The sequence below is a fragment of the Pseudoalteromonas issachenkonii genome, assembly GCF_002310795.1.
Lineage (GTDB): Bacteria > Pseudomonadota > Gammaproteobacteria > Enterobacterales > Alteromonadaceae > Pseudoalteromonas > Pseudoalteromonas tetraodonis.
In genome coordinates, this window is record NZ_CP011030.1 from 1191993 (window position 1) to 1214815 (window position 22823).

Annotated in this window: 20 protein-coding genes and 8 tRNA genes; 23 read left to right on the forward strand and 5 right to left on the reverse strand. The window is 40.3% G+C overall.

The features are described from left to right. Positions 1-31: 31 nt before the first annotated feature. Positions 32-778: an alpha/beta hydrolase gene (locus PISS_RS05550; protein ID WP_058154402.1), complete on the forward strand. Its 747-nt coding sequence runs from the start codon at positions 32-34 to the stop codon at positions 776-778. A 70-nt stretch (positions 779-848) separates the two neighbouring features. Here PISS_RS05550 and PISS_RS05555 read toward each other — a convergent pair whose 3' ends face one another. Then, the gene (locus PISS_RS05555; RefSeq protein WP_058154403.1) at positions 849-2051 is read right to left on the reverse strand and encodes a bifunctional alpha/beta hydrolase/OsmC family protein; all 1203 of its coding nucleotides are present in this window, start codon (positions 2049-2051) and stop codon (positions 849-851) included. 426 nt (positions 2052-2477) lie between these two features. On the opposite strand from PISS_RS05555, the gene PISS_RS05560 reads away from it, so the two are divergent. Both PISS_RS05560 and PISS_RS05565 read left to right on the forward strand, forming a co-directional pair. Beyond that, positions 2478-3317 carry an isopenicillin N synthase family dioxygenase gene (locus PISS_RS05560; protein WP_013464577.1) on the forward strand — a complete coding sequence of 280 codons (840 nt, stop codon included), beginning with the start codon at positions 2478-2480 and terminating at the stop codon, positions 3315-3317. A gap of 171 nt (positions 3318-3488) precedes the next feature. Next, positions 3489-4886: a DEAD/DEAH box helicase gene (locus PISS_RS05565; protein ID WP_024601635.1), complete on the forward strand. Its 1398-nt coding sequence runs from the start codon at positions 3489-3491 to the stop codon at positions 4884-4886. Positions 4887-4956: 70 nt separating this feature from the next. Here the strand turns inward: PISS_RS05565 and PISS_RS05570 are convergent, their stop codons facing one another. Both PISS_RS05570 and PISS_RS05575 read right to left on the reverse strand, forming a co-directional pair. Next, positions 4957-5703, reverse strand: a complete 747-nt coding sequence (locus tag PISS_RS05570; protein ID WP_058154404.1) for a DUF3307 domain-containing protein — start codon at positions 5701-5703, stop codon at positions 4957-4959. Beyond that, a complete protein-coding gene (locus PISS_RS05575; protein ID WP_013464581.1) occupies positions 5703-6326 on the reverse strand; it encodes a hypothetical protein in 624 nt (207 codons plus the stop codon). Before PISS_RS05575 ends, PISS_RS05570 begins: the two co-directional genes overlap by 1 nt. A 139-nt stretch (positions 6327-6465) precedes the next feature. On the opposite strand from PISS_RS05575, the gene PISS_RS05580 reads away from it, so the two are divergent. The 8 genes from PISS_RS05580 (at position 6466) to PISS_RS05615 (ending at position 14992) form a co-directional block, all read left to right on the forward strand. Continuing rightward, a complete protein-coding gene (locus PISS_RS05580; RefSeq protein ID WP_033103902.1) occupies positions 6466-6960 on the forward strand; it encodes a LabA-like NYN domain-containing protein in 495 nt (164 codons plus the stop codon). A gap of 187 nt (positions 6961-7147) precedes the next feature. Beyond that, positions 7148-8074: an NAD(+) diphosphatase gene (gene nudC, locus PISS_RS05585; protein ID WP_058154405.1), complete on the forward strand. Its 927-nt coding sequence runs from the start codon at positions 7148-7150 to the stop codon at positions 8072-8074. 3 nt (positions 8075-8077) lie between these two features. Beyond that, positions 8078-9256, forward strand: a complete 1179-nt coding sequence (locus PISS_RS05590; protein WP_013464584.1) for a cystathionine beta-lyase — start codon at positions 8078-8080, stop codon at positions 9254-9256. Between the two features lie 142 nt (positions 9257-9398). Next, positions 9399-10226, forward strand: a complete 828-nt coding sequence (locus PISS_RS05595; RefSeq protein ID WP_024601640.1) for an ABC transporter permease — start codon at positions 9399-9401, stop codon at positions 10224-10226. Beyond that, the gene (locus PISS_RS05600; protein ID WP_058154406.1) at positions 10223-11131 is read left to right on the forward strand and encodes an ABC transporter ATP-binding protein; all 909 of its coding nucleotides are present in this window, start codon (positions 10223-10225) and stop codon (positions 11129-11131) included. Before PISS_RS05595 ends, PISS_RS05600 begins: the two co-directional genes overlap by 4 nt. After that, on the forward strand, positions 11131-11505 hold the full coding sequence (locus PISS_RS05605; RefSeq protein WP_013464587.1) for a PH domain-containing protein: 375 nt from the start codon (positions 11131-11133) through the stop codon (positions 11503-11505). Before PISS_RS05600 ends, PISS_RS05605 begins: the two co-directional genes overlap by 1 nt. A 208-nt stretch (positions 11506-11713) precedes the next feature. Next, the gene (locus PISS_RS05610; protein WP_013464588.1) at positions 11714-12502 is read left to right on the forward strand and encodes a putative porin; all 789 of its coding nucleotides are present in this window, start codon (positions 11714-11716) and stop codon (positions 12500-12502) included. A 213-nt stretch (positions 12503-12715) separates the two neighbouring features. After that, positions 12716-14992, forward strand: coding sequence for an acyl-CoA dehydrogenase (locus tag PISS_RS05615; RefSeq protein ID WP_058154407.1), 2277 nt, complete (start codon positions 12716-12718; stop codon positions 14990-14992). Between the two features lie 126 nt (positions 14993-15118). On the opposite strand, the gene PISS_RS05620 is transcribed toward PISS_RS05615, so the two are convergent. Further along, complete coding sequence (locus tag PISS_RS05620) at positions 15119-15568, reverse strand: hypothetical protein (protein ID WP_013464590.1); 450 nt, start codon at positions 15566-15568, stop codon at positions 15119-15121. 145 nt (positions 15569-15713) lie between these two features. Then, a complete protein-coding gene (gene cysK / locus PISS_RS05625) occupies positions 15714-16682 on the reverse strand; it encodes a cysteine synthase A (protein ID WP_028835324.1) in 969 nt (322 codons plus the stop codon). A gap of 377 nt (positions 16683-17059) precedes the next feature. Here cysK and PISS_RS05630 point away from each other — a divergent pair, with 377 nt between their 5' ends. The 12 genes from PISS_RS05630 (at position 17060) to PISS_RS05685 (ending at position 22579) form a co-directional block, all read left to right on the forward strand. Then, positions 17060-18211 (forward strand): dicarboxylate/amino acid:cation symporter, encoded by a 1152-nt coding sequence (locus tag PISS_RS05630; protein ID WP_016899481.1) that lies wholly within the window; start codon positions 17060-17062, stop codon positions 18209-18211. A gap of 167 nt (positions 18212-18378) precedes the next feature. Continuing rightward, positions 18379-19029 (forward strand): UvrY/SirA/GacA family response regulator transcription factor, encoded by a 651-nt coding sequence (gene uvrY, locus PISS_RS05635; protein ID WP_016899482.1) that lies wholly within the window; start codon positions 18379-18381, stop codon positions 19027-19029. Positions 19030-19038: 9 nt separating this feature from the next. After that, complete coding sequence (gene uvrC / locus PISS_RS05640) at positions 19039-20862, forward strand: excinuclease ABC subunit UvrC (protein WP_058154408.1); 1824 nt, start codon at positions 19039-19041, stop codon at positions 20860-20862. A 42-nt stretch (positions 20863-20904) separates the two neighbouring features. Further along, on the forward strand, positions 20905-21450 hold the full coding sequence (gene pgsA / locus PISS_RS05645; protein ID WP_013464594.1) for a CDP-diacylglycerol--glycerol-3-phosphate 3-phosphatidyltransferase: 546 nt from the start codon (positions 20905-20907) through the stop codon (positions 21448-21450). A 139-nt stretch (positions 21451-21589) separates the two neighbouring features. Continuing rightward, positions 21590-21665: transfer RNA gene (locus PISS_RS05650), tRNA-Gly, on the forward strand. Positions 21666-21693: 28 nt separating this feature from the next. After that, positions 21694-21767, forward strand: a tRNA-Cys gene (locus PISS_RS05655). A gap of 36 nt (positions 21768-21803) precedes the next feature. After that, positions 21804-21890 (forward strand) — tRNA-Leu (locus PISS_RS05660). A gap of 66 nt (positions 21891-21956) precedes the next feature. Next, a tRNA-Gly gene (locus tag PISS_RS05665) sits at positions 21957-22032 on the forward strand. Between the two features lie 39 nt (positions 22033-22071). Then, positions 22072-22158, forward strand: a tRNA-Leu gene (locus PISS_RS05670). Positions 22159-22287: 129 nt separating this feature from the next. Continuing rightward, a tRNA-Gly gene (locus PISS_RS05675) sits at positions 22288-22363 on the forward strand. 18 nt (positions 22364-22381) lie between these two features. Continuing rightward, positions 22382-22455: transfer RNA gene (locus PISS_RS05680), tRNA-Cys, on the forward strand. 37 nt (positions 22456-22492) lie between these two features. Then, positions 22493-22579 (forward strand) — tRNA-Leu (locus PISS_RS05685). Positions 22580-22823 lie beyond the last annotated feature (244 nt).

Consider the following 22823-nt stretch of genomic DNA (forward strand, 5'->3'; position numbering starts at 1 on the left):
TTAAAAATGTATAAGTAATACAAGGGAATGCATGTTAAAAATTATAAAAAAGCGTTTAATGTTAAGTGCACTGACTTTAAGTACTACGCTATTTGCATCATCAAGTTATGCCCAAGACGATGCAATCATTGATGAAAGTCGTAATCGCTCTATACCTGTAAATATTACCCTACCAGCTAACCACCTTAAGTGCAGCGCGCAAGTCAAATGCCCAGTGGTATTTGTAAATGCAGGGTATGGCATTAGCCACAATGAATACACTTTTGCGAGTAAGTTATTTAATGCGCAAGGTTATTTAAGCATTGCGGTAGCGCATGAGCTTAAAAGTGACCCTGCACTTAATCGTGCGCAGCCATACCTAACTACTCGTATGGAAAATTGGCACCGGGGTGTTGTAACACTCAAATTTTTAGTTAATGAGCTAAGTGTTAAATACCCTGAGTATGATTTTACAAAACTCACTTTATTTGGTCACTCAAATGGTGGAGATATCTCAGCCTTGTATACAGCTATTTACCCAAGTGAAGTAAGCCAATTAATTACGCTCGATCACCGCCGCATGTTATTGCCACGCAATAAAAACATACATGTGCTCACACTTAGAGGTAGTGATTACCCAGCCGATGCGAACGTGCTTTTAACCGATAAAGAGTTAACTGTTTATCCTGTTACACAAACGTTGATATCAGAATCACGTCATAACGATATGTACGATGGCGGCCCTAAATGGCTGGTGGATAGAATGAGTAAAGAGGTAGCGGCGTTTTTAGAAAATTAAACGATACAGTCAGCTTTTAAATTAAAATCCTAAAAATAGCGCAGGCCTACTGCGCTATTTTAGTTTTAAGTTACTCTACCAGTTCACTCACCACCAAAGGGCTATTATGTAGCGTTTTATGCACAGGGCATTTATCGGCTATTTCGAGTAATCGATTTCGCTGAGCGTCAGTTAAATCTCCTTGTAAGGTTATTTTGCGGGTAATGGCCTCTATATTGCCGGTTTTTTCGCAATCATCACAATTTTGGTTGTAATTACGGGTATGGTTAAGCTCTACTTTTATATGCTCTAGCGGTAACTCTTTGCGACTTGCATACATGCGAAGTGTCATTGCAGTACACGCTCCAAGCCCAGCGAGTAAATGATCATAAGGGTCTGGGCCTAAGTTTTTGCCGCCGACATCGGTAGGCTCATCAGCAAGCCATGTATGGTTTTTAGTACTCACGTGCTGAGTGAATTGATGATCTTTTTCTTCAACTAATACACTGCCGTTAGTTAATTTTGCACTATAGGGTGTTTTCTCGTATTTAACATAGCGATTAGCCCACGTAGCAATGACATCGGCTGCGTAGTTAGCGTCTTCTTTATTGCTGAGTAAGTGATCGGCATTATCTAAACTTATAAAGCTTTTTGGATGCTTGGCAGCGGCGTAAATTTTTTCGGCTTCACTAATATTCACGGTGGCATCAATAGGAGAGTGCATAACCAACAAAGCACGCTTAAGCTTGCCTATATGGCTGTTATCGTATTTGGCGATGTCATCTATAAATTGCTTTTTAATCGTAAACTCACGCCCAGCTAAACACACTTTTGCTTCACCCGATTGGTTTATTTCATCTAAATGAGCAGCAAAGTTATGAGTAACATGCTGGGCATCTGATGGCGCGCCTATAGTCGTAATAGCTGACACTTCGGGTATATGCTCTGCTGCTGCAAGCACCGCAGCACCACCTAAGCTGTGACCTATTAATAACTGAGGTGCTTTAAAGTGTGTTCTTAAGTGATTGGCAGCAGCCACTAAGTCTTGAATGTTTGATGAAAAGTTACTGTTGGCAAAGTCACCGTCGCTATTACCAAGCCCTGTAAAATCAAAGCGTAATACAGCAATGCCTTGCTGAGTGAGTGCGCGGCTTATTCGTGTTGCAGCCGCTACATCTTTAGAGCAGGTAAAACAGTGGGCAAATAAGGCATAAAATTTCACCTCACCAGAGGGCTGTTCAAGTTGTCCAGCAAGTTCTAATTCACCGCTTTTAAAAGAGACTTTTTGTCGCATGGGAATACCTTAACTAATTGATAAAGTGTGTGGTGCTGATAAATAAGAGATTGGTACGGTGGGATGAAAATTCAATATTGGCATTATTTTGATCTCGATCAAGCTAGAAAGGGCTTGCCAATTGAGTGCGGACATATGTCCTTATAATTTCAAAGGGGTTTGTCTATCCTCGCACAGCATAAAAATGCAGCCTTTATTACTTGAATTAAGTAGTTAAGCTATATTTGAATGTAATACCAGTTTGCATAAACCTGTGATTAATTTAATGTATTAAGTCGTTGTTTATCGTCGTTTAAAAAACCTTATCTAGAACAAGTAGATATAATTTTTTTGCGTAGTTAGCATGTAATATTTAGTTAATTTAATGGATCTTTACTCAAGCGAATTGGTAAATGGCTTCTAACAACCTACTTACTGGAATGTACCATGCAATTACCCACAGTTGATTATAAAGCGGACGATGCGGCTGCGCAATTTGTTGAATCGTTGAGAAATACTGGTTTTGGCGTATTAAAAAACCATCCTATTCCGCAATCTTTAGTTGAGTCTATTTATAAAAATTGGCAAGACTTTTTTAACTCAGAGCAGAAGCATGAGTTTTTATTTTCAAAAGAAACGCAAGATGGCTATTTTCCACCGTCGGTATCAGAAGTTGCTAAAGGCCATACAGTAAAAGACATTAAAGAGTACTTTCATGTTTATCCTAAAGGCCGTGTTCCTGCTCAATTAGAAGCTGATGTGCGTGAGTACTACCGTTTAGCTAATGAATTTGCGGCAACATTATTAAGCTGGGTTCAGGCTGAAGCGCCTGAAGAAGTCCGTGCTAAGTTCTCTATCGATTTAAAAGATATGATTGCCCAGTCTGAGCAAACGTTGTTGCGTATTTTACATTACCCGCCAATGACAGGTGATGAAGAGCCAGGTGCTATTCGTGCTGCTGCGCACGGTGATATTAACTTATTAACCGTATTGCCAGCGTCAAACGAGCCAGGTTTACAAGTACAAAAAACCGATGGCGGTTGGTTAGATGTGCCATGTGATTTTGGTAGTTTAATTATTAATATTGGTGACATGCTACAAGAAGCATCAGGTGGCTATTTCCCATCAACGATTCACCGTGTAATTAATCCATCAGGTAAAGCAACAACCAAATCACGTATTTCATTACCTTTGTTTTTGCATCCTCGTCCAGATGTGGTGTTATCTGAACGCTACACAGCAGATAGCTACTTACAAGAGCGTTTACGTGAGCTAGGTGTAAAATAATCCTTTAGCATATGTAATGCTCAGGTAAATAAAAAGCGGCTGTTTAGCCGCTTTTTTAGTATTTGTGTGTATTGATTTGACACAAAGTAAATAATGGCATGCATTCTGAGCTACTAAAGGTATAATGCGCGCAACTGGCCACTTTGGCCTAATTTGAAATAGAGAGTTTATATGAGTTTTGATGGTTTAGGTTTATCACAGTCTTTAGTTAATGCGGTTTTAGAAAAGGGCTATGAAACGCCAACGCCTATTCAGGCTCAAGCTATCCCAGCAATTATTGCGCGTCGCGATGTAATGGCCGCAGCACAAACAGGTACCGGTAAAACCGCTGGTTTTACTTTGCCACTAATTGAGCGTTTATCGTCGGGCACTAAAGCAAAAAGTAATCATGTACGTGCGCTTATTTTAACGCCAACCCGAGAGCTTGCGTTGCAAGTAAGCGAAAACGTTGAAGAATACGCTAAGCATTCTGATGTGAGTTCGTTTGTGGTTTACGGTGGTGTAAAAATTAACCCACAAATGCAGCGCCTGCGTAAAGGGGTTGATATTTTAGTGGCCACACCTGGGCGCTTAATTGATTTACACAATCAAAACGCGGTTAAATTTGATAGCGTTGAAGTACTGGTTTTAGATGAAGCCGACCGTATGTTAGACATGGGCTTTATCCACGACATTAAACGCTTAATTGCAAAAATGCCTGAAAAACGTCAAAACTTAATGTTCTCAGCAACCTTTTCTGACGACATTCGTGCATTGGCCAAAGAGTTAATTAACGATCCGGTTGAAATTTCAGTCGCTGCCAAAAACACGACTGCTAAAAGCGTGACTCAATGCGTGTACGCAGTAGATAAAGCGCGTAAAACGGCCTTATTAAGCCATTTAATTCGTAGCAACAATTGGCAACAAGTACTGGTATTTAGCCGTACTAAACACGGTGCTAACCGTTTAGTTAAGCAACTGGAACGTGATGATATTGTTGGCGCAGCAATCCATGGTAATAAATCTCAGGGCGCACGTGTTAAAGCATTGGAAGGCTTTAAAAGTGGTGAAGTGCGCGTATTAGTGGCAACCGATATTGTTGCCCGTGGTTTAGATATTGTTGAGCTTCCACACGTAGTTAACTACGACTTACCTAATGTATATGAAGATTATGTTCACCGTATTGGCCGAACTGGTCGTGCGGGTGCATCAGGGCATGCCATTTCGTTTGTAACGGTCGACGATGCAGTGGATTTATACGGTATTGAACGCTTTATTGGCGAGTTAATTCCTCGTGCTGAAGAAGAAGGCTTTGAACCGGCTAACCCTGTTGCTGAGCGCGCCCTCGATGCTCGCCCACTGCCTGCTAAAAAGCCAAAGAAAAAACAACCATTTAATAAGCCTAAATCTGATAGCAGCAAACCTAATAGCAAAAAGCCTAACAATGGTGGCAATGGTACAGGCCCACGTCGTGGTGGCTCTAAAAAGCCAGCAGCAAAAACAGACGAGAATGCACAAAACCCTTGGGCAAAGCGTCAATCGGTAGGGGGCACTGGTCAGCGCCGTCGTCGTCCAGCAAATAACGACTAATTGTCACTGCGTTTAGTTAAACGCAGCTGCAAAAAAAGCGCTAGCTTTAAGGTTAGCGCTTTTTTTGTTTTTAATTTATCAGTAAGTAATTAATGCCTAGGCCAACAAACAGCGTAACGCTAACACTCAGTAACGTGCCTAGCATCACATATTCCGTGAGTTGTTTATCTTTACTGGCACTTAAGTCGCCAAATCTAAACACGGATTTGGCGGCAATTAAAAACCCAAGCCCAGCAAACTGATCTAATAAAATAAATGTCAGCATAAGTACTCGTTCGAGCATACCAATACTTTGTCCTGCTAAAGGGAGGCTACCATCACTAGAAAAGTGATTAGTTAAACGCTCTAACATCATTCTTATAAATACCGCACTGGGACTTAAAATAATAAGGTAACCAGTTATAACCCACAGCACTTTTTCGTTGAACAATAACGCCATAAAATTGTTAGTAAATTGCTGATTATCAGTGAGCCAAATGCTTATCACAACAAGGACGGTGATATGGGCAATTTGGTCTAATAAAAAAGGCACCACGCCTTTATTTGAATACGATTTTGCAATATCAATAAAGTAGTGGCTGATCATAATAATACTGGTGGCCAGTAATACGCTGCTTAGTTGTTGCCAGCCAAAGCTATATTCCCAAAGTGCAACAACGACAGCGCTGGTAACTCCGTGAATCAATACATGGTAGTAAAGTTTTTTTGCTTTAAAATGACGGGTGTTTCTGTCGTTTACCCAGCTCAAGGGTTGCCAATAAAAATCAGCGAGTAAGTGGCCAATAATCAGTGCAACGAGTAATAGTGAAAATTCCATTAGTCATGTCCTTGCTGTATGCTTTTAAGCTGTTGTTGTGCATGTAAAATAAATCGTTCTATCAGCTGATAGTTAGCAAGATTAAGCAGCTTAGTAACGTTTTCTCGGCTGGTGTTGAGCTCATTAGCTAAGGCTGCATGGTTGTTATTAGTATGGGTTAAATATACATACAAAGCATTTGCTTGTTTTTGGGTTATTTTACACAGTAATACATCGACAAACGCTAGGTTTAGCTTAAAGCTCTCATCAACTGGTTGTTTTGCAATAGCAAATGTAAAGCGCTGGTTTGTCATTTTATCTAGCTCATGACCAGAGAGAGTAAACGCAGAGCCTGTAGCGGTTTTTATACTCGTACCAGGGTTATCTATGTGTCCCAATGCCATGCTTTGACGCAATTCATAGCCGGCAGATTTGAGCTGTAGATAGATAAGAATAGCGGTGGTAACTAACCGTTCACTTTTTTCTACTTGCAGCTGAAATGCATCCCCACGGTAAATATCCCAAGATGTTGTTTTATTACAATTTGCACGTAAACTTTGCTCTAGCTGATAAAGCATGGCATCGTATTGTTGTTTAGGTATTTTTTGCGATTTAATTATATCGCCGCTGATCACACCAATCATATAAATCCAGATAGATTATTTATATGTAACTAATTTTGGTTACATCTTAAAATGTAACCGTATTTGGTTACATTGGGTTTGGTAACTAATTTAAGTTACTTAACACGCAATTGCAAGTATTACTCATTAGGACATAATAATGACCTCACAACAAAGCAGTAAACCTCGTGTAGGTATTTTTGTCGATGTACAAAATATTTATTACACCTGTCGCGAAAGCTACGGTAAAAACTTTGATTACAATGCCTTTTGGCGAATGATAGAGCAACAATACGATATTGAATGTGCGTTTGCTTATGCAATATACCGAGGTGATGAAAAGCAAAATCAGTTTCAAAATATTTTGCGCGCTATTGGCTTTGAAGTAAAACTAAAACCCTTTATTCAACGCCGTGACGGCAGTGCCAAAGGCGATTGGGATGTAGGTATAACCATAGATATGCTAGAGCAGGGAAAGCAGCTTGATAAGGTTATTTTACTCTCGGGTGACGGTGACTTTGCGTTATTACTTGGGCACTTAAAAAATCAATACAATGTTCCGTGTGATGTATACGGTGCTGATAAATTAACCGCAGAGGTGCTTAAGCAAAGTGCTGAGCAATTTCATTTAATTGACAATCAGTTACTACTTTAAAAAGTATAAGCGCTGCGTTGGTTCGGTTTAATTTTGAGCAGAATGCCCACCTTCAACATGAGCATTTTTAATACAGCGGGTTCATAGATTAATTAAGCCTAATTTAGGCTTTTTTTATGGCGGTAATAAATTGGGTTTAGTGGATGATTATGGTAATTTTAAGAATCAATTAGTATCAAGGAATTACATGCTTAACTACAGTAATATGCCATTAGACAGAGGCTCAAATGCGCGCAAAGACCCTACTTGGGTAGACGCAAAAAAAACAGCAGACAGCTTATGGCTTTTAGTTAAAGGCAATCACACCTTATTTGCTAACAGTAGCCCTGAGGTGGTGTATTTGGCTTACCTACAGGTGGCACATTTAGATTTAACGCAGGCTATTTTTTTAGGTTCAAATGAGCAAGATAATGCCGTATTTGCGCTAGATGTAACCGCACTCGACGAGTCGTTATTAGCAACGATTATTGATGACGCCCAGTTTGCAGATATTCGCCAGTTTGGTACACAGGTGGCACTTGAAGATGGCTCAAATGCAGCGCTTGCCCGAGGGTTATGTTACTGGCATGCCACTCATAGTTTTTGTGGCCGTTGTGGTACCAAAAATCACTTAGTTGAAGCGGGTCACTCTCGATTATGCGACAATCCTGCGTGTTTGCACCAGACTTTTCCGCGTACCGATCCTGCGGTTATTATGGTAGTAACTAAAACATTTTCTGATGGGATTGAACGCTGCTTATTGGGTCGCCAAGCAACTTGGCCAAAAGGATTGTATTCATCCCTTGCAGGCTTTGTTGACCCTGGTGAAACCCTTGAACAAACCGTGATCCGAGAAGTAAAAGAAGAGGCGGGTATTACTGTGGAAAAAGCAGAATATATTGCTTCGCAACCTTGGCCGTTTCCTTCGTCAATTATGCTGGGTTTTATTGCCACAGCAAGCAGTGATGAAATAAGCACAGAGCAAGATGAACTTGAAGATGCAAAGTGGTTTTCTCGCGAAGAACTTGCACAATTTAAAGATTGGCACCATCAAGGGGAGCATTTAAAGCTACCTAGAGCTGATTCGATTTCGCGTTATTTAATTGAATATTGGCGTACTCAGATAGAAGGATGAATCATGTCGAGCAAAAATAAAAATACTCAGTTAGTCTCATCAGGGCGCAAAAAAGCGTACACCCATGGCGTAGTCAATCCTGTGGTACAGCGCGCTTCAACGATTGTGTTTGATTCTGTGAGTGAGCTTAAAGAAGCGGCTAAAACACGCGGTGATAAAACGTTATTTTATGGCCGTCGTGGCACCACTACGCATTTTGCCCTGCAAGAGGCAATTACTGAACTCGAAGGGGGTGAAGGCTGTGCCTTATACCCATGTGGCGCGGCAGCGATAAGCCAAACATTGTTATCGTTTTTAAAGTCCGGTGATCATATTTTAATAGTGGATACTGTTTACGAGCCAACCCGTGATTTTTGCGACAAGATTTTAGCGGGGCTGGGCATTACTACGACCTATTATCCGCCCATGATTGGCGCAGATATAAAAGAGTACATTCAAGACAATACCAAAGTGTTGTTTTTAGAATCTCCGGGTTCAATTACCATGGAAATTCAAGATGTTCCCGCTATGGTGCAAGTGGCAAATGATCATAATGTGATGACGGTGCTTGATAACACTTATGGTAATGGTTTGCACTATCGCCCACTTGAACATGGTGTTGATATTAGTATTCAAGCGGCAACCAAATATATTGTAGGTCATTCAGATGTGATGATGGGCGTAGCTGTAGCGAATAAAAAATATTGGCCAACACTTCGTGAACACTCTTATTTACTCGGGCAATGTACCAGTGCAGATGATGCGTATTTAGCACTACGAGGTTTGCGTACCATGGCGGTGCGATTAAATCAGCATGAAAAAGCGGCTATTGAGGTTGCTAAATGGTTAGAGCAGCACGAGTTAGTTGATCATATTCGCCACCCAGCATTTGAAACATGTCCTGGGCATGAATTTTTCAAACGCGATTTTGACGGTAGTAATGGTTTGTTTTCGTTTGTAATGAAAACCGGTAACCAAAAGGCCATTGATGCTTTTTTAGATAGCTTGCAGCATTTTAAAATGGGCTTTTCTTGGGGAGGCTTTGAGAGCTTAGTAACGGCAAACCTATCAATGAAAGGGCTGCGCTCGCAAACAGGATGGGAGCATGGACCTGTTATTCGTTTGCACATTGGCTTAGAAGATGCTGAAGATTTAATTGCCGACTTACAGCAAGCATTAGCTATTTATGAGCAACATTTATAATTACTAATTGTTAAATTACATTATTTGTTACAAAGCCTACCTCTGAGTAGGCTTTTTTTTGCTAGCAATTCAACGTGTTTACACTTAGTGTTGTTAAATAACGCTTATTTTAAAGCATGAACAACGTCATTAAGGATAGTCAATGGCAACACCATTACCAATAAACGTAGGGCGCTTAACTCAAATTGCGGGTTTTGAGCTTGTACGTATGTTTTTAACTAAACGAGGACTTATTGCACTGGCGGCTTTTGCGCTAGTGTGGCTTGTTATTTTACGTTACCCCATAGGGCAGGCAGTGGGCATTATCAGCTCCCCCGATTTTGAACAAATAGCCCGTGATATTTCCGGCTCTATTGGATTAAATAAGTTACTTGATTGGCCTGAAGCCGAATTTGCTATGTATTGGCTAATTGCTTTGTATAGTTTTCCTGTTTTTAGCTTATTTATTTGTAGTGATCAAACTGTGGGTGACAGAGAGAGGGGGACTTTAAGGTTTTTATCACTGCGCTCAACCCGCTTTGAAATACTCTTTGGTCGATTTTTAGGGCAGTTAGCGGTACTAACCTGTTTAGTTGGCATTACATTGGTAGCGACATTGGCGGTGCTCGGGTTTCGCGATCCGAGCTTACTTGCTGGTGGCGTTGGCCGTGCAGTTTCAATATTTTTAATTCTCATTGTTACTTTTGCGCCGTTTGTTGCGTTAATGAGTTTGATTAATACTTTTGCGAGCTCATCTCGCTTATCTATTGTGTTAGCCATTTTATATTTTACAGCCGGTGGCATTATTGTTGGATTGCTGGAGTGGCAAATACCCGCATTAAGTGTGCTTGATTATTTATTCCCTGGTGTGCAAATAGAGTTATTAGCGGGACAGAACTTACCGCTATTGAGTGCATTGGCTATTCCGCTTGTGCAAACAGCGGTGCTACTTGTGGTTGCGCAACGTGTTTTTGCAAGGAGCTCACTATGAAATCATTAATCACAGGGCGTAATTTAAGTAAATCGTACGGCTCAAAACTGGCTCTTAATAATGTGAATTTTGAGATTCAAAAAGGTGCTCCCGTTGCGCTTGTTGGCCCTAATGGCGCAGGAAAAACTACTTTATTTAGTTTGCTGTGCGGCTATATAGCCCCTAGCATGGGAGAGCTTGAAATACTCGGCCATAAACCAGGCAGCGCTGCTTTATTTAATAAAGTGAGTGCATTACCGCAAGATGCCCAGCTTGATCCGCGTTTTAATATAGATAAACAACTTAGTTTTTATGCCAAGCTACAAGGCATGAGTACTAAGCAAAGCCACGTAGAGGCACTTCGTGTGCTTGATTTAGTGGGCCTTAGCGAAATTGCAAAAAACCGCGCTGGGGATTTATCCCACGGTATGCGCAAGCGTGTAACCATAGCGCAAGCATTAATTGGCTCACCACAAATTGTAATGTTAGATGAAGCCACGGCAGGGCTTGATCCTATTCATGCCAGAGAAGTGCGCGAGTTGGTATCTCAGTTAAGTGACCAAGCGACGTTTATTTTAAGTTCACATGATTTAACTGAATTAGAACGACTGTGTTCCCAAGTACTCCATTTGGATAAAGGCGTATTAAGCGAGCACCAAACTAAAGCAGTGAACACCGATAAGCACTTTTACACCTTAATGCTTAGCGACGTGTATCAAAATGTGGAGCAACAACTCCAAGCACTTGAGGGGGTGAGTCGTGTTTATATGAGCCAGCACAAAGAGTACGTGATTGAGTATCAACTAACCAGTGATCCGCTCGATATAGCACTATTGCAATTTTGTCGCCAACATAATTGGCAGTATCGGCAGTTAGTAAATGGCCATACATTAGAAAATCAAATATTTAAACAGGAGAAACTATAATGGGACTATTTAGTGGTTTAATGGGTAATGCCAGTGAAGTGGATGACGCTGATTTAGAGAAAGTGTTGGCAAATACCCTTATTGAAGGTGAGCAAGTTGAAAAAGCGTATAAAGTTGTCCGTGATATGTTTATCTTTACTAATAAGCGACTTATTTTAATCGATAAGCAAGGCGTGACAGGGTCTAAAATGGAAATGATCAGTATTGCCTATTCTAAAATTACTAAATTCAGTAAAGAGAGTGCGGGGCACTTTGATTTAGACGCCGAGTTAAAAATATGGGTAGGTTCAGATCCAACGCCTATTAGCAAGGACTTTAAAGCAGGTGATAACATAAATGATGTTTATAGGATAATCAGCCAGTATTCATTATAGAAACAAACAAAAATCGGTGTAAAATTAAAGTAATTGTTTACAGCTTGTTGCGATTACTTTAACATAAATTACTCCAACACTTTCTTACAAATTCCCTAACAAATACAATTGCTTGATTCAGTTTTCGTTCAGTTTCGCGGCGTTAGCATACCCCCACTTTAGCAATGTAGTTAAAGTACAAAAACAATGTACATAGGGATGTTTCATTATGAAAAAGTTAGCAATTATTATTTCAGGTCTTTTATTATCAAGTGCTGCACACGCTGCAGATAGCTATCAATCAATCAGTAACTTAGGCTACACAGATACTGATAACAACGATACTATCAGCGTGGACTCTACTTACTACTTCTCTCCAAAGAGCACACTAGGTCCATACGACCAATTCGAATACATTAACAAGCAAAGCAACGTATTTGGTGGCTACGCTGATGACGATTTTGGCGATGTGACTGCTATTGGTGGTGAATACTTCGTTGAAGATTTTGTTGTTGGTGCGTCTTACCAAAATGCTGATTACAACTCTAACAACGAGTCATACACACTTTCTGCTGGTTACTTCTTCAACCCTGACTTACTTGCAAAAGTAAGATTTGTTGATCAAAAAGATGGTGATAACGTTACATTCTTTTCTTTAGCATACAACCACATGCTAAACGATACAGATTACGTAGGTATCACTGTAGAATCAGATGATGATTTTGATTCTCGTTCAGTAGCTGCTAAATACTTTGTTGATTTACAACAAGGTAACTACTTAACAGTAGAAGGTACATTTGTAAGCCTTGACGAAGCAGATGATCAATGGAACGTAGAAACAAACTACTACTTCTCTAAAGCGACTTCTGTATTTGCAGCTTACGATAAAGAAGACAACTACAGCTTTGGTGCTCAACACTTCATCAATAAAAACATTGGTTTAAAAGTGGGTTACGGCAACAACGCAGATGACTCAGATAACGATGCTTACTTTGCTAACATGCGTTTTCAGTTTTAATTAAATAATTAAAACCAGTTAAGTAGTAAAAAGCCCACATTTTGTGGGCTTTTTGCTGTGTGTAATAAATTAGTGACTTTACTCATCGTTATATTTTAATCGCAATAGAATAACTTCATCATTTAGTGGCACTCGTCTGACAGCCCATTGTATTTAAATTAAGATCGGTCATAATTAAATCAGTGTTTTTATAACTGTAAAAGGAATGTGCTCATGTCAGTATTTATTATATTACTGGTTGTGGTGGTCGTGGTGTTTGCGATTAAAGATATCCGCCTTAATTTAATTACTCGACCTACTTTTAAGATGTTTAAAAAGGTGTTGCCGCCATTATCGCAAACAGAGCGAGAAGCCATGGAAGCGGGCGATGTTTGGTGGGATGGCGAGTTATTTAGTGGTGAGCCTGACTGGCAAAAATTACATAATTATCCGCGCCCTAAGTTAAGTGAAAAAGAAACTGCATTTATAGATAATCAAGTTGAAACTTTATTAGCCATGCTTGATGACTATAAAATTGTACAAAAAGACAAAGATTTACCTAAAGAGGTTTGGGACTTTTTAAAAACCGAAGGGTTTTTTGCAATGATCATCCCTGAAAAATTTGGGGGTCTTGAATTCTCTGCTATTGCTAACTCTACGATAGTGTCAAAAATTGCGACTAAAAGCTTAACGGCCGCCGTAACGGTCATGGTGCCAAATAGCTTAGGTCCTGGTGAGTTATTACTGCATTACGGAACAACTGAGCAACAAAATCGTTGGTTACCTAGCCTTGCAAAAGGCGACGATGTACCTTGTTTTGCATTAACGGGCCCAGAGGCTGGCTCTGATGCTGGCAGTATCCCAGATTCAGGCGTGGTGTGCAAAGGCGAGCATGATGGTAAGGAAGTGTTGGGACTGCGTTTAAATTGGTCAAAACGTTACATTACCCTTGCGCCTGTGGCGACTGTGTTAGGTCTTGCATTTAAAATGTACGATCCAGATGGATTGTTAGGCGATGAAAAAGAGCTCGGAATAACGTGTGCACTTATTCCAACTGATCACCCAGGTGTTAAAACAGGAGAGCGTCATTACCCACTTAACATGGCGTTTATGAATGGCACAACGTACGGTAAGGATGTATTTATTCCGCTTGATTGGATTATAGGTGGCCAGCAAGGGGCAGGGCGCGGTTGGCGCATGCTAGTAGAGTGTTTAAGCGCAGGGCGTGGTATTTCATTACCGGCATTAAGCACTGCAACAGGGCACTTGGCAGCTAAGATGACCTCGGCTTATACGGTTGTACGCCAACAGTTTGGCGTGTCAATTGGGCAATTTGAAGGCGTACAAGAAGGGTTGGCACGTATTGGTGGACTAACTTATGCATTGGAATCATGCCGATTAATGACCGCAGGTGCAATTGATTTAAAACTTAGCCCGTCAGTAGTAACTGCTATTGCAAAGTACCACATGACCGAAATGGGTCGAACGGTAATGAATGATGCAATGGACATTCATGCAGGTAAAGGGATTCAGGTTGGGCCTAATAACTATTTAGCACACGGTTATATGGGTATTCCCGTCTCTATTACCGTAGAGGGCGCCAATATTCTTACCCGTAACCTTATGATATTTGGCCAAGGTGCAACCCGTTGTCATCCTTTCGTGTTAAAAGAAATGGAAGTTGCAGCAATGGATGACGATGATGCTGCACTTGAGCAATTTGATGGCTTGTTAATGAAGCACATTGTATTTGCACTGAGTAATGCAAGTATGGCCTTGGTGCATGGTTTAACTCGCAGCTACTTTGCTAAAGCGCCTGTATGTGGAGAGACGGCCGTCTATTATAAACAATTAGGTAGAATGAGCCGAGGATTGGCGTTTACAACGGATGTTGCAATGTTGATGTTAGGTGGTGAACTTAAACGTAAAGAAATGATATCGGCACGTTTAGGCGATGTGTTAAGTCATTTATATATTGCATCAACGGTATTAAAGCGTTTTGAAGATGAAGGGCGTCAACAAGCTGATTTGCCTTTTGTAAAATATGCTATAGAGACATCGTTATATGCAATAGGCCAAGCATTTGATGGCTTCTTTAAAAACTTTTCTAATCCAGTGATTAACTTTGCACTTAAGCGTATTGTTTTTCCATTAGGTAACCATTATCACAAACCAAGTGATGCTATTGCCCAGCGTATTTGCGAGCACATGACTCAACCAGGGGTATTTAGAAATAGACTTACCCATTTGTGTTATGTGGATGAAAATGCCGGAACGGGTGTTATGGAAAATGCTTTCTTAGCAATGCACGATATGCACAATCAATTTAAGCAGTTGAAACAGTGGCAACGAAAAGGCAAGGTGCCTGCCACCTATGATATTGAACAAGCGATTGATTACGCACTTGAACACGAGCTCGTAACGAAGGTTGATGGTGAGACAATGCATCATGCTAATAAGCTAAGAATGCAGGCTATTGCGGTTGATAACTTTAATCCAGAAGACATCTAACGCTGAGTTATAATAATAAAGAAGATAATAAAAAAGCCTTAAATTTATGATTTAAGGCTTTTTTTATGTTGTGTATTTTTTAAGCTCGAATATACGGTTATCTTTACTAAGGCTCTGAATGACTGATCAGCGCCCGTAAGGATCGGCGATGATTTTATCTACGTACCACTTACCTTTTATTTTAAGCATTTCAATGCTGCGGAAATCATCGATTTTTTTACCATTAAAATAACCGGTAAACACAATGTTTATTTTAGCTTGATTGCCATACTGTTCTCGCAGGCTTGAATTTGACATATCAATTTCAATCACAACTTCATCGTACTGTAAATTAATAAGACTACGCGCAAACTGTTTGGCCGTCCCATACGATTTCATTATGCGGGCTAATTTAGGCGTTGCGAAATCGCTGGCTTTTTGCAAGTTATGCTGGTTATAAAGCGCATCAAAATACACAGTAGCAGTGTCGCCTGGACGATCATTGTCAATATACTGCTCTTTAGGTTTAGTATTTTCATTACAGCCAACGATCAAAATACTAAAAATGAGCACAAAAATGGTTAAAATTGTTTTCATATTTGGTCAGGTTGATTACTTATACATAAAGTGTGTGATGGAATGGAGAAGATGTAAAGAGGAGTGAACTAAATAGATAGTAACTTATTAAAAAAGCAATAAAAAAGGATGTTAAAAAACATCCTTTTTTAATCAGAACGCTCGATTATTGAACAAGCTCTTGTTCGCTAAACTCTTCGTCAAACATCGGGCTTGATAAGTAACGCTCTGTTGCACTTGGCAAAATAACCACAATATTTTTATCTGCATTTTCAGGACGTTCAGCAATACGTTTCGCTGCAACCACAGCTGCACCTGATGAAATACCAACTAAAATCCCTTCTTTTTTCATTAGCTCGTGACACATTGCTATACATTCTTCATTAGAGACTTGCTCTACACCATCAATTATTGATAGGTCTAAATTCCCAGGAATAAAGCCTGCACCAATACCTTGAATCTTATGTGGCCCAGGTTTTACTTCTTCACCAGCAAGTGTTTGGCTAATTACCGGAGAGTGGCTTGGCTCTACAGCGATTGATTTTACATTTAAGCCTTTTTCTTTTTTAAGATAACGGCTTACACCTGTGATAGTTCCACCAGTACCAACGCCTGCAACAAAGAAATCGATTTTGCCATCAAGTGCATCAAAGATTTCTGGGCCAGTTGTTTCAAAGTGAATTTTAGGGTTTGCAGGGTTTTCAAATTGTTGTAATAAAATAAACTTTTCAGGGGCTGATGCTTGAATTTCTTTGGCCTTAGCAATAGCACCGTTCATACCTTTAGCACCGTCTGTTAGTACAAGATTAGCACCGAGTGCTTTTAATAGCTTACGACGTTCTAAGCTCATGGTGTTTGGCATTGTAAGCGTTAATTTGTAGCCGCGTGAGGCTGCTACAAATGCCAGTGCAATGCCCGTGTTACCTGATGTTGGCTCTATAAGCTCTTTATCTTTGGTAAGTTGACCTGATTTTTCAGCTTCCCAAATCATCGATGCACCAATACGGCATTTAATACTAAAGCTTGGGTTACGCGACTCAACTTTAGCGTATACATTCCCACCTGTAACACGGTTAAGTTTTACCAACGGTGTGTTACCGATGCTTAGTGAGTTATCTTCAAAAATAGTAGACATAATGTTCCTTTAGGTACAATCTGATCAACACATTAACAGTTAGTCTGTTAACTTTATAAGCCTACTTTACTGTGAGATAAAAAAAGTTAAAGTAAGCTTTGGCTATAACATATATTAATTCCGCTTATAACGGATTGAACTAAAAACTCAACCTGTTATTTTTTTAGTTATTAAAAAGGTGAACTTGAGGCCATTTGTTCGTTTTTAACTTTGTACTGTATTTTTTGTTTATGTAGTCGTTATTTAAACAAATCAACACTACATACTTATATTTTGTTGGTTAATTGTGCAAATGAACTGCGGTTGAACAGTTTATTGACACAAACTATTCAAAACATGATAAAAACACATTATCTAAATTCAATAAAGTAATCACCATGAAGTTAATCTTAAAATTAATTGCCGGTATTGTGGCCGGTATTTTAGTCGGACTCTATATTCCCTTAACTGGCGTTGAGCTTTTATACACAGTAAAAGAGCTTATTGGCCAGCTTATTAGTTTTACAATTCCACTGATTATTTTGTTTTTTATTGCCTCTGGGATTGCCGGGCTTCCTAAAGGGTCAGGGCATTTACTGGGAAAAACGGTTGGTTTTGCTTACGGCTCAACAATTATTGCCGGTACCTTAGCGTTTTTATTAGTCACAGCGATTATTCCGTTCCTAAGCGGTGGAATTTCATTTGAAGCTGAAGCAGTCACCGAGGTAGGTAGCTTTATTGACTTAGAAATTCCACCATTAATGGGTGTAATGACTGCTTTAGTCACAGCATTTGTATTTGGTATTGGTATGAGCCAGCTAGGTTTAGACACATTAAAAACGGTGTCTGATCAAGGGCGCGATATTATAGATGGTTTACTTGCTAAAGTAATTATCCCAGCATTACCGTTTTACATTGCGGGTGTGTTTGCTGAAATGACCGTGGCAGGTACCGTTGTTGATACATTACAGGCCTTTGGTGTAGTACTCATTGCCGCATTAGTGATGCATTGGTTATGGTTGAGTGTGCTTTATATTGTATCGGGCCTATTACTTAAGCGTAATCCTATTGAGCTAATTAAAAACATGCTACCTGCGTACTTTACTGCATTAGGAACCATGTCGAGCGCGGCAACCATTCCAGTCTCTTTGCAATCAAGTAAAGCAAATAATGTTAAAGAAGATGTAGCTAACTTTACAGTCCCATTATGTGCCACTATTCATCTATCAGGTTCAACAATTACAATAGTTACCTGTGCTATGGCTGTGATGTTTTTATCGCCTAGCATGGAAGTACCTTCACTAATGGCTATGCTGCCATTCATTATGATGCTAGGTGTGGTTATGATTGCTGCACCAGGTGCCCCAGGTGGCGCGGTAATGTCGGCGTTAGGTTTATTAACTAGTATGCTTGGTTTCAACGAAGGTGCAGTGGCACTAATGATTGCGCTGTACCTTGCACAAGATAGCTTCGGCACTGCGTGTAATGTAACTGGCGACGGTATCATTGCTTTGTGGGTAGACCGTTTTAGTGAAAAAGCCTCAGCTTAAATCACTATGGTGTATTTACCTACGATAGGTAAATACGCTTTGACAATATTGGGTCATAGCGACCGACGGCGAAAGCATAATATTAGTTATGGTTTCGTCGTATCTATGCTAATGTTGAAAATTAATTTTGTTAACTTGCATCTTATTAGGCTAGTGAGGGTGTTCCATTGATTAACGTACTTTTAGTTGATGACCATGAACTTGTGCGCACAGGGATCAGACGTATTCTTGATGACATACGTGGTTTTAAAGTAATAGGTGAAGCTAAAACAGGCGAAGAGGCTGTACAGTTTTGTCGTCAACATGCGCCAAATATAGTATTAATGGATATGAACATGCCTGGTATGGGCGGGCTTGAGGCAACTAAAAAGATTTGCCGTTATTGTCCCGATGTAAAAATTATTGTGCTTACAGTTAATTGTGAAGACCCATTTCCGAGCAAGGTTATGCAAATTGGTGCTCATGGTTTTTTAACCAAGGGGGCAGGATCTGATGAAATGGTGCGTGCTATACGTTGCGTGCATGCAGGGCAACGTTATATTGCGCCAGAAATAGCACAGCAAATTGCGCTTGCACAGGTTACTGGGCGAACTGATGAAAACCCATTTCAAAGTTTGTCTGAGCGTGAACTGCAAATTATGCTGATGATCACCAAAGGTGAAAAAGCACAGGATATTGCTGAGCGCTTAAATTTAAGCTCTAAAACAGTAAACAGTTATCGCTATCGTATGTTTGAAAAGCTTAACGTAGGGGGCGATGTAGAGCTTACTCATTTAGCCATACGTTACAAAATGATTGATATAGATATCTCTTACTAGTCGATATATATGTCTGAATTTGATCATGCCCAGTTTTTAAAAACATTATCGAGTGAGCCTGGCGTTTATCGCATGCTCGATAATGACAACCAAGTTATTTATGTCGGTAAAGCTAAAAGTTTAAAAAAACGGGTGAGCAGTTACTTTCGCAGCAACATTACCGACAGCAAAACCCGTGTTTTAGTGAGTAATATTTGTAATATTGAAGTCACACTTACTAATACAGAAACAGAAGCGCTTCTGCTCGAAAATAACCTCATTAAGAAATATCAGCCACGTTATAATATTCTGTTACGTGATGATAAATCGTACCCGTACATATTACTCACGAATCATAAGCACCCTCGTTTAGCCTTTCATCGTGGTAGCAGAAAAGTAAAAGGCGAATATTTTGGCCCGTTTCCAAGCGCTGGAGCCGTATCAGAAAGTTTGCGCTTAATGCAAAAAATATTTCCGGTACGTCAATGTGAAGACGCTTACTACCGTGCGCGTAGTCGGCCATGCTTGCAATACCAATTAAAACGTTGCTCTGCGCCGTGTGTTAATAAAGTCTCTGAAGATGAATACGCGCAGCAAGTTGATTATGTCCGTAAATTTTTAACCGGTAAATCCCATGAAGTAATAGCCGAACTTATCGCTAAAATGGAAAAAGCCAGTGAGCAGTTTAACTTTGAACTCGCAGCTAAAGTTCGCGACCAAATTATGCTATTGCGTAAAATGCAGGAACAGCAGTCTATCTCAGGTAATTTTGCTGAAATGGATGTTGTAGGTTTTGCCCATTTAAATGGCTTAAATGGGATTCATCTACTAATGATCCGCGATCATAAAGTGCTGGGTAGTAAGACTTACTTTCCAAAGGTGCCTAAAGACTCACAGGAGCAGGAAATCTTAACCTCTTTCTTAGGCCAATATTACTTAGCACCGGGAGCAACAGGACGCATTGCCAAAGAAATCATCTTACCATTTGAAATTGAAGAAAGTGATGCGCTCAGCGAAGCACTAACTCAAATTAGTGAACGTAAAGTATCGCTTAAAGTGGTTACCCGTGGTGAGCGAGCACAGTACTTACAGTTAGCCAATAAAAACGCATTAAATAGTATTACGGTTAAGCAAAGCACTCAAGACTCTATAAACAAGCGTTATGCTCAATTAAAGGCTACCTTGCGTCTTGATGACATTAATCGCATGGAATGTTTTGATATCAGCCACACCATGGGCGAAAACACCGTGGCCAGTTGTGTTGTTTTTGATTCTCAAGGGCCTAACAATAAAGAATATCGTCGTTACAACGTCACGGGCATAACCGGTGGCGACGATTACGCCGCTATGGAATTTGCACTAAACAAACGTTATAACAAGTTAGTGGATGAAGATAAAATTCCTGATGTTATTTTTATTGATGGTGGTAAAGGCCAATTAGGTAGGGCAGAACAATACTTTGAAAACTGGCCGCATGCAAAAATGCCACTATTAGTTGGGGTTGCAAAAGGCACTAGCCGTAAACCAGGCCTTGAAACTTTACTTATTGACGGTGGGCGTAAAACTATTCCTATGGATTCGGATGCACCCGCACTGCATTTAATTCAGCATATTCGCGATGAGTCGCATCGCTTTGCTATTGCAGGACATCGAAATAAGCGTCAAAAACAGCGAACTCAGTCGCTATTAGAAGAAATAGATGGCGTTGGTTCAAAGCGTCGACAAACATTATTAAAATATTTAGGGGGCATGCAAGGCGTAAAAGCTGCTAATATAGAACAGCTAAAGAAAGTTCCTGGGATCAGTCCTGACATGGCTGAGAAGATATTTAACCATTTGCATGACAAGGGCTAGCCCTATGTGCGAATATAGAAAAAAAGACATATCCAAGTAGTTATGTGGAATATTCCAAACACACTCACAACGTTTAGACTCTTTCTTATCCCCATTTTTTTGGTGATATTTTATATGCCTTATTCATGGGCATTCTTTGTTGCTGCCTTTATTTTTTGGCTTGCTTCAATCACTGACATACTCGATGGCTATTTAGCGCGTAAGCTTGAACAATCAACGCCTTTTGGTGCGTTTTTAGACCCTGTTGCTGATAAAGTAATGGTGTGCGCTGCCTTGGTTGCTTTATCTGAGCATTATCAATCTTTGTATATGACTATTCCTGCACTTATTATTATAAGCCGTGAAATTGTTATATCGGCGCTACGAGAATGGATGGCTGAGCAAGGCAAACGCGGCAATGTAGCTGTATCCGATATGGGTAAGTTAAAAACCGCAGCGCAAATGTTAGCCATTATTGGCCTAATTTGGCAGTACGATACCTGGATGATGTATTTAAGCTATGGCTTACTTTATATAGCGACGTTTTTAACGCTCAGTTCTATGGTGCAATATTTAGTTGCAGCATGGGCAGAATTGACCAAAAATTGATTGTAAACGTCTAATAACGCACCATTTTAGATAAAAAATAATCAAACAGTTCAAAAGTAGCATTTTTTGTGTTGACGCGTTTAATAATCTCTGTAGAATGCGTCCGTGTTGAGAGGGCATAGCCCCCTAGATAAACAAAGCGGCACTAGCTCAGTTGGTAGAGCGCGACCTTGCCAAGGTCGAGGTCACGAGTTCGAGCCTCGTGTGCCGCTCCAGTTTATCTTAAAGCTAACCTAGTATTGAGGCGGAATGGCAGAGTGGCCATGCACCGGATTGCAAATCCGTTTACCCCGGTTCGACTCCGGGTTCCGCCTCCAATCAACACTCCACACGCTTTAATTAGCAAACTCGATGCCCGAGTGGTGGAATTGGTAGACACAAGGGATTTAAAATCCCTCGACTAACAAGTCGTGCCGGTTCAAGTCCGGCCTCGGGCACCACGTTGTGGTTTGGTTACATACACCAATATGTAACTTATAAAAAATATTATTTAGAATTAATATGATGCGGCACTAGCTCAGTTGGTAGAGCGCGACCTTGCCAAGGTCGAGGTCACGAGTTCGAGCCTCGTGTGCCGCTCCATATTAGTTTTATCCACTTGCTTTAAATAGCAAACTCGATGCCCGAGTGGTGGAATTGGTAGACACAAGGGATTTAAAATCCCTCGACTAACAAGTCGTGCCGGTTCAAGTCCGGCCTCGGGCACCACTTTTAATTATTGACCAAGTTAATTAAAAGTTGATAAATACTTATTTTATGAGGCACTAACTCAGTTGCCAGAACGTTTTACCGCGACATGGTCGCGGACCAACGTACAAATTACTGATAAAGTTTTATGCGGCACTAGCTCAGTTGGTAGAGCGCGACCTTGCCAAGGTCGAGGTCACGAGTTCGAGCCTCGTGTGCCGCTCCAAATTATTTGATATGTTTAGGCGGAATGGCAGAGTGGCCATGCACCGGATTGCAAATCCGTTTACCCCGGTTCGACTCCGGGTTCCGCCTCCAAATAATTACTCCACACGCTTTAACTAGCAAACTCGATGCCCGAGTGGTGGAATTGGTAGACACAAGGGATTTAAAATCCCTCGACTAACAAGTCGTGCCGGTTCAAGTCCGGCCTCGGGCACCACTTTATATTCTTTCCGTAAAATCTAATTAAATCATCATATCTTTATTACTAAGTCCCTTGAAGCACACTAATTTACTACCCCCTGTTGTTAGCAATAATGGTTTGTTGCAAGGTCTGATACATACTCTTGGCTCACCAATAGACTGTCATTGAACACTTCAGACTTTTTTACAAGTTAATCAAGGTGTAGTGTAGGTCGTTAGCTAAATCATAAACTAGACTTTTTAATACCAATTCGCTTAAT